Source organism: Bacillota bacterium, from assembly GCA_040754675.1.
Classification (GTDB): Bacteria; Bacillota; Limnochordia; order Limnochordales; family Geochordaceae; genus Geochorda.
The window spans coordinates 1-6858 of sequence record JBFMCJ010000218.1 but is presented as its reverse complement, the minus strand read 5'-3'; the positions used below and the strand labels follow the sequence as shown (position 1 = coordinate 6858).

Here is a 6858-nt window from a genome sequence, read left to right as displayed (position 1 = left end):
GGGATCCGACCGTTCCGCCTTTTTTCTAGCGGGCGCCGTCCCGGGCCCCGGCCGTAAGGGCCGAGGCTGCCTGGTCCAAAACGGCCTGCGGAGTGCCGAAGACCGCCAGCGCCAGCATGTCCGACACGGGCACCCTGCCGCCAAGGCCAAACCCCAGGCGCATGCGCTTCTCCCCGCCGCCCCCCCTCGCCATCCCCCTCAGACAGGCCACACCACGAACATCAACACGTCCCACACCGCGTGGGAGACGATGAGAGCCCACGGGCGGCGCGCCTTCCACCACATCAGCCCCCAGAACGCCCCGGCCACCAGCGCCGCGAGCACCAGCACGGGATTGCGGGTGAGCACGTGGATGCCCCCGTAGATGGTTGTGGCGACGGCCCACCCGGCCCCCGGCCCGAGCCACCCGCTCAGGCGCTCCTGGACAAACAGCCGCCAGAAGAGTTCCTCGCCGGGTCCGATGATCACCAGCAGGGCTGCGACAACAACGGCGAGCGGGACAGACGTGTCAAGGGTGTACACGGCCCCGATATAACCGGCCGACCCCGGCCACAGGCTGCGCAGCACCCAGCCGCCCACGTGGAAGACCGCCGCCAGCACCAGCGCCGACCCCGCGCCCCACGCCAGGTCGAGCCAGTTCAGCCGGCAGCAACTGGGGCCCCACACCTGCTCGCTCCGGCGAGATGCGGCGAGCGCGAACGTTCCCAAAATGCCGGTCGCCAGCGCCATCGAGGCCCAGAAGCCGATGGGGTGCCAGATGAAGACGAACGCCCACAGCAAAAGGGCACCGCCGAGCGCGGGGGCCAGCGTCATTCGAACACCCTCTCGACGAGCCCGGCTGCCACGATACCAGCCGCCAGCAGCAAGCCGAATTGCAGGTGGACCTTCGCCGACGCGATGTCAAGCCACGTGATGGCTTCAGGCTGGCCTCGCGCCCCGGCCAGCGCTCGCCGGCAGTTGCGGACGGCGGCTGGTGCCGTCAGGAAGGTCACCAGGGTCGGCCACGGCAGCGCGCCTGTCGCCGCCAGGAGCAGGAGTGACCCGTACGCACCTGCCACCATGCCCACATAGAGCCACGCGGCCGCGGGCCGCCCGATGACGGAGGTTAGCGTCCGGAACGGCCCCTTGCTGTCGTCCTCCAGGTCCCGCAGTTCGTTCGCGTGCAGGATGGAAGCGACCAGAAACCCCACCGGCACCCCCGCCAGCACGGCCCGGCTCGAAACCGGCCCGGCCGAGGCCACGTACGCACCCAGCACCATGAGGGGCCCCATCAGAACAAAGACGCCGGGCACGCCGAGGGCCCGGTACTTGAAGTGCACAGGGGGCGCGGTGTAAAAGTAGCCCGAGACGATGCCAACCGCCCCGATGACGAGCATAGGAGCGCCCCGCACCCACGCCAGCAATGCCCCGAGCAGTGCCGCAAGCCCGAACGCCAGCCCTGCCCCCCGAAGGCCGGTCGCGGGGCTGATCCTCCCCTGAACCACCACGTGGCTGGCTCTGGGCGAGTCGAGCCGGTCGACCCCGTTGGCCACATCGTAGACCTCGTTGACCAGGTTGGTGCCAATCTGCACCAGCACGCCCGCCAGCAGGGAAGCCACGAAGGCCCAGCCCAGCAGCTTCTGCTCCTGCCAGGCCAGCGCTCCGCCCGCCAGAACCGGGATCAGAGACGCCGTCAGGGAAAACGGCCGGACAAACTCGAGCCAGTCGGCCCACCTGCTGCTCCCCGGCATCGGGGCCCTGCCGGCCGCAGATGGGCCGACCCTCGACGAACTTGCCACGGCGATCTCCACCCTCTGGTCAAACCGCACGTGCGAAACAAACCGACCAGTCGGTTTACGAGCTACGCCGCCTGCCGCCGCGATCCTTCTCGCCCGCCGCATCCTTTCGTCCCGTGGTACAATGCCCGGCAGAGCTACTACAGGCGGGGGGAAGTGCGGTGAGCCTCACGCACCGGCAGCAGAACTCAGTGGATTGGGTGCGCTCGCTGGTCGCCTCTGCGAGGTCGTTTCGCGAGATCTGCCAGGAGGTGGTCGCTCACCTGCGCGCCACCTACCCGCACTACAACTGGGTCGGCGTCTACATGATCGAAGGGTCGGTACTGCGCCTGTGGGCGTGGGACGGCCCTGCCGCCACCCAGCACGTCGAGATCCTGCTTCACTCCGGGATCTGCGGCCTGGCGGCCTCGACCGGCGAGACCGTCAACGTGCCCGACGTCAGTCGCGACCCCCGCTACCTGCAGTGCTTCCTGCAGACACGCTCCGAGCTGGTCGTGCCCATCCGCCGAAACGGCACCGTCTTCGGCGAGATCGACATCGACAGCGACACCCTGGCGGCGTTTGGGTCCCAGGACGAGGCGTTCGTGCAGGCCATCTGCGACGTGCTGGCCGAAAAAGCCGTGGCCGAGCGCCTTCCCGGACGGCCCGTCACCGCCTGAGCCGCCTCGTCTCCCGGCGCGCTGCGCTGCGCACCGGCTTTCTCCGCCCTCTGGCCGGGCCTGCTGCCATCTGCGAGGCCGCCCGTTGCTGTGCGGCCTGGCAGGCGCGAAAGGGCGGCACGCCCCCATGTCGAACCGTTCGCCCGGACCCGCACTGAACGACGGGTTCAACAAGGCGCCGCAGGAGAGTGGGAGACCTTTGGGCGAACGACTTGATGCTTTCCGCAGGTTCCGCACCGAGATGAACGAGAAGATCCTGGCGAGCGACAATCTCCTCATCAAGCGCTTCTTCAACCTCGATACCCAGACCTACCGGCCCGGCGCGCTTCCCGCCAGGGTCAAAGAGATGCTGGGGTTGGCGGCCTCGCTGGTTCTGCGCTGTGACGACTGCATCACGTATCACCTGATCCGGTGCAGGGAAGAGGGCGTGACACGAGAGGAGTTATTCGAGGTCTTCACCGTTGGGCTGGTCGTGGGCGGTTCCATCGTCATCCCGCACCTGCGCCGGGCCGTGGCGACGCTCGACGAACTCGAACAGGAAGCCGACGGGCAGAGCACGCGGGGCACCCGGTAAAGCCCACCTGCATGCCTTCGTCTCGGGCTACCGAGTCCCGTCGTAAAGAACGCAGCGAACCCGGCGGCCGGGCCCCGGCTCCACCATACGGGGAAGCGCCGCCCGGCACTCGGGCCGGGCCAGCGGGCATCGGGGCTCAAACGGACAGCCCGGTGGCAGCGCCGTCAACTCGGGCACGTCCCCCAGCGCTTCGAGCCGCTCCGGCCGCAGGCCCGCTTCCGGCTTCGGCGCGGCCCGCTTCAAGAGTTGCGTGTAAGGGTGGAGCGGGTCGCTGATCACCTCGTCGGCCGGGCCCACCTCCACCAGGTGGCCGGCGTACATCACCGCAATCCGGTCGGACATGTACCGGGCGGCCGCCAGGTCGTGGGTGATGAACGCAAGCGACAGGCCCTCACGTTCCTTGAGGTCGAGGAGCAGGTTCATGATGTCGAGCCGCACCGACACGTCCAGCATGGACGTGGGCTCGTCGGCCAGGATGAGGCGGGGCCTCACCGCCAGCGCCCGCGCGATGCCCACCCGCTGGCGCTGGCCGCCGCTGAGTTCGTGCGGGTAGCGTTCCATGAAGCGATCGGGTGGGGTCAAACCGCACTGTTCAAGCAATTGCCTTACTCGTGTTTCCACGTCCCGGCCCCTGGCCAGCGCGTGGACTTTGAGCGGGCGGCCGAGGATGTATCCGACGGTGCGAACCGGGTTGAGCGAGGCGAAGGGGTCCTGGAAGATCATCTGCACCTGGCGGCGATACGCCAGGAGTGCCCGATGCGGCATGCGGCGAGGGAGTTCCCGGCCTTCCAGCAGAATGCGACCGGACGTGGGCGCCTCCAGGCGAGCAACCACCCGGGCGAACGTGCTTTTCCCCGATCCCGACTCCCCTACCAGGCCCACGACTTGCCTCGGCATAACGTCGAGGTCGACGCCGTTCACCGCCCACACCGTTTTCGTTCGCGGAAAACGTCCGATGCGGAAGGTTTTGACGAGACGCTCCGCCCGCAGAAGCGACGCAACCGTTACCGAGCTCTGCCGTGTCACTGCGCTATCCATAGAGGTGGCACGCCACCCAGTGTCCCGGTTCGATCTGCCGAAGCGGGGGTGTAACGCGCTCGCAAAGCCCCTGCACCCTCCGGCTGCAGCGAGGTTCAAACGGGCAGCCTCCGATAGGCCGGCCGAGATCCGGCGGCTGCCCGGCGATGCCATGCAGGCGTCGCCGAGTCCCGGTGAGCGGCGGGAACGCCTGCATGAGGCCCTGGGTGTAAGGATGAAGCGGCATGGCGTACAGCCCGCGCGACGGGGCTCGTTCCACGAGGCTCCCGGCGTACATGATGGCCACGCTGTCGCTGACCTCGACGAGCAGCGACAGGTCGTGCGTGATGAAGATGACGGAGAAGGCGAGGCGGCGCCGGAGCTCGTCAATCTCCTGAAGAATGGTGCGCTGAACCACCACGTCCAGGGCGGTGGTCGGTTCGTCCATGATGACCAGCTTCGGCTCCAGGGCCAGCGCCGCCGCGATGGCCACACGCTGGCGCATCCCGCCGCTCAACTGGTGCGGGTAGGCGTCCAGGAAGCGAGGCGGCAGGTTCACCAATCGGAAGAGCTCGACGGCCCGCGCGTGCAACCGGCGACGGTCCAGCACACCGTGGGCGATCATGGCGTCGAAGATCTGGTCCTTCACTTTCATCACGGGGTTGAGCACGTTCATCGAGGCTTGAAAGACGATGGAAAACTCCTTCCAGCGCATGCGGCGCAGGTCCTCAGGCCCGACGCTTGTCAGATCCTGCCCTTCGAAGAAGACCTGGCCGCCCAGCACGCGCCCCGGCGGCTGCAGCAGCCCCGTGATGCCGAAAGCGAGCGTAGACTTGCCACACCCTGACTCGCCTGCAATCCCCAGGAACTCCCCTGCCGCCAGGTCGAAGCTGACCTTGTGCACGGCAAGCACGGTACCGCCGCCCGTGACGTAACCGGCGGAGAAGTCCTGCACTCTCAGCAGAGCGCCCCCGGCCGCGGTCATCGGCTTCTCAGGCGTGGGTTCGTCACCTCGTCAATGGCGAAGTTGATCAGGGCAAACGCGGTCCCCAGGGTTGCGATGCACAGCCCCGGGACGGCCATCCACTGCCACTGGCCAAGGAGAATCGCCTGGTTGTTCTGCGCCCAGTAGAGGATCGTGCCCCAGGTGACCACGTTGACGTTGCCAAGCCCGAGGAACTCGAGCCCGGCCTCGCTCAAAACGGCGTAGAGGGCCGCCCCGAAGAAGTTGGCCACGATCAGGCTGAGCATGTTGGGCAAGATCTCGGCGAAGATGATGCGGGGCGACCGCTCCCCGACCACCACCGAGGCCTGAACGAAGTCCCGGCTCTTGAGGCTCATCGCCTGGGAGCGCAGCACCCGGGCGCCCCATGCCCACCCCGTGATGGAAATCACCAGGATGATGGGAACGACGCCCTTCACGGTGATGTAAGCCGCTACCACAATCATCAACGGCAAGCCCGGGAGGACCAGGAAGATGTTAGTGATCGCCGACAGGACTTCGTCGACCAGGCCTCCGAAGTAGCCCGCGGCCAGCCCGATCACGGTGGAAAGCACCGTCGTCACCCCGCCGGTCACGACGCCGACCACCAGCGACAGCCGCGTCCCCCAGATGACCTGCGACAGGATGTCCTGCCCCAACGCCGTGGTACCCAACGGGTGCTTCCAGCTCGGCGGTTCCGACGGCATAAAGTCCATGGCGGTCGGTGATGCCGGCGCAATGACCGGCGCCAGCACTGCGACCAGCGCGAACGCCCCGAGGATGCTGGCCCCCACCAGCGCCTTCGGGTTGTGCAGGATGGCGCTAAGCGTGCTCACTGTCCGCTGCCCCCTGCTCGCACCCTCGGGTCGAGGAACGCGAGCGTCAGGTCGGCCAGGAAGTTGGCCACCAGCACGGCCAGCGAGATGAAGAGAAAGATGGCCTGCATAAGGGGGTAGTCCAGGCTGGTGACGGCTTGATAGAGGACAAAGCCCACACCCGGGTAAGCGAAGACCATCTCGGTCAGGAGCGCTCCGCCCACCACGAAGCCGATGGCCATGGAGAAGGCCGTGAAACTGGGCAGGATGGCATTGCGCGCGGCGTATCGGTATTCAACGGTACGGCTCGGAAGGCCCTTGGCCCGTGCAAAGGTGATGTACTCCTCGGCCAGCACGCTCACCATGTTGTTGCGGATGGTCAGAAGCCACCCGCCCATGGCCGTGACGACGATGGTCGCGAACGGGAGGAAGCCGTGCCGTATCACAGAACGGACGAACTCAAAGCTGCTTTGGCTCTCCCCGACGGAGTAGGCGGCGCCCAGCGGAAACCACCCCAGCACGAACGCAAACACGTACAGCACGACCAGTGCGAACCAGAAGTACGGCACGCTGTTGAGGAAGAGCGCGACGGGCACCAACGTATCGGCCGCCCACCGACCCCGCCGCCATGCCGAGTGGATGCCGAGCAACGTGCCGACGCCGAAGGCAACGACCGTGGCAGCCCCGACCAGCCCCAACGTCCAGGGGATCGACTGCCGCAGAATCTCGTTCACCGGGGTCGGGTAGTAGGTGAGAGACACCCCCAGGTCACCTTTCAGCAGGCGCCTCCAGTAATCGATGTACTGATCCCAGAGGCTTTGTCGGACGTTGAGCCCGAAGGCGATCTCCAGGGCGCGCAAAGCCTGGGTGCTCAACTTCCCCTGGAACTTGGCGATCATCACCTGGGCCGGGTTACCTGGCATCAGACGCGGCAGCACGAAGTTGATGGTGAGCGCTGCCCACGCCGTCAGGGCAAAGAACCCGAGCCTCCGGATCAGGTAGCCCACAGACACCACCGCTATCGGTTCGATGCAAG

General features: G+C 67.1%; 9 protein-coding genes. 2 read left to right on the top strand and 7 right to left on the bottom strand.

Annotation, left to right across the window (positions count from 1 at the left end):
• Positions 1 to 25: 25 nt before the first annotated feature.
• From AB1609_12965 to AB1609_12955, 3 genes are read right to left on the bottom strand one after another with little or no spacing between them, the layout of a single operon-like run.
• Positions 26 to 193, bottom strand: coding sequence for a hypothetical protein (locus AB1609_12965; protein ID MEW6047370.1), 168 nt, complete (start codon positions 191 to 193; stop codon positions 26 to 28).
• Between the two features lie 5 nt (positions 194 to 198).
• Positions 199 to 813, bottom strand: a complete 615-nt coding sequence (locus AB1609_12960; GenBank protein MEW6047369.1) for a type II CAAX endopeptidase family protein — start codon at positions 811 to 813, stop codon at positions 199 to 201.
• Positions 810 to 1730 (bottom strand): prenyltransferase, encoded by a 921-nt coding sequence (locus AB1609_12955; GenBank protein MEW6047368.1) that lies wholly within the window; start codon positions 1728 to 1730, stop codon positions 810 to 812. Before AB1609_12955 ends, AB1609_12960 begins: the two co-directional genes overlap by 4 nt.
• 206 nt (positions 1731 to 1936) lie before the next feature.
• Here AB1609_12955 and AB1609_12950 point away from each other — a divergent pair, with 206 nt between their 5' ends.
• Together AB1609_12950 and AB1609_12945 are read left to right on the top strand one after the other, a co-directional pair.
• A complete protein-coding gene (locus tag AB1609_12950) occupies positions 1937 to 2434 on the top strand; it encodes a GAF domain-containing protein (GenBank protein ID MEW6047367.1) in 498 nt (165 codons plus the stop codon).
• Positions 2435 to 2633: 199 nt separating this feature from the next.
• Positions 2634 to 3008 (top strand): carboxymuconolactone decarboxylase family protein, encoded by a 375-nt coding sequence (locus AB1609_12945; GenBank protein ID MEW6047366.1) that lies wholly within the window; start codon positions 2634 to 2636, stop codon positions 3006 to 3008.
• A 27-nt stretch (positions 3009 to 3035) separates the two neighbouring features.
• Here AB1609_12945 and AB1609_12940 read toward each other — a convergent pair whose 3' ends face one another.
• From AB1609_12940 to AB1609_12925, 4 genes are all read right to left on the bottom strand, one after another.
• Positions 3036 to 4046 (bottom strand): ABC transporter ATP-binding protein, encoded by a 1011-nt coding sequence (locus AB1609_12940; protein ID MEW6047365.1) that lies wholly within the window; start codon positions 4044 to 4046, stop codon positions 3036 to 3038.
• Complete coding sequence (locus AB1609_12935; protein MEW6047364.1) at positions 4039 to 5010, bottom strand: ABC transporter ATP-binding protein; 972 nt, start codon at positions 5008 to 5010, stop codon at positions 4039 to 4041. Before AB1609_12935 ends, AB1609_12940 begins: the two co-directional genes overlap by 8 nt.
• Complete coding sequence (locus AB1609_12930) at positions 5007 to 5843, bottom strand: ABC transporter permease (GenBank protein MEW6047363.1); 837 nt, start codon at positions 5841 to 5843, stop codon at positions 5007 to 5009. Before AB1609_12930 ends, AB1609_12935 begins: the two co-directional genes overlap by 4 nt.
• The coding region (locus AB1609_12925; GenBank protein MEW6047362.1) for an ABC transporter permease at positions 5840 to 6858 on the bottom strand (1019 nt) is incomplete at its 5' end. The genes AB1609_12925 and AB1609_12930, both read right to left, overlap by 4 nt.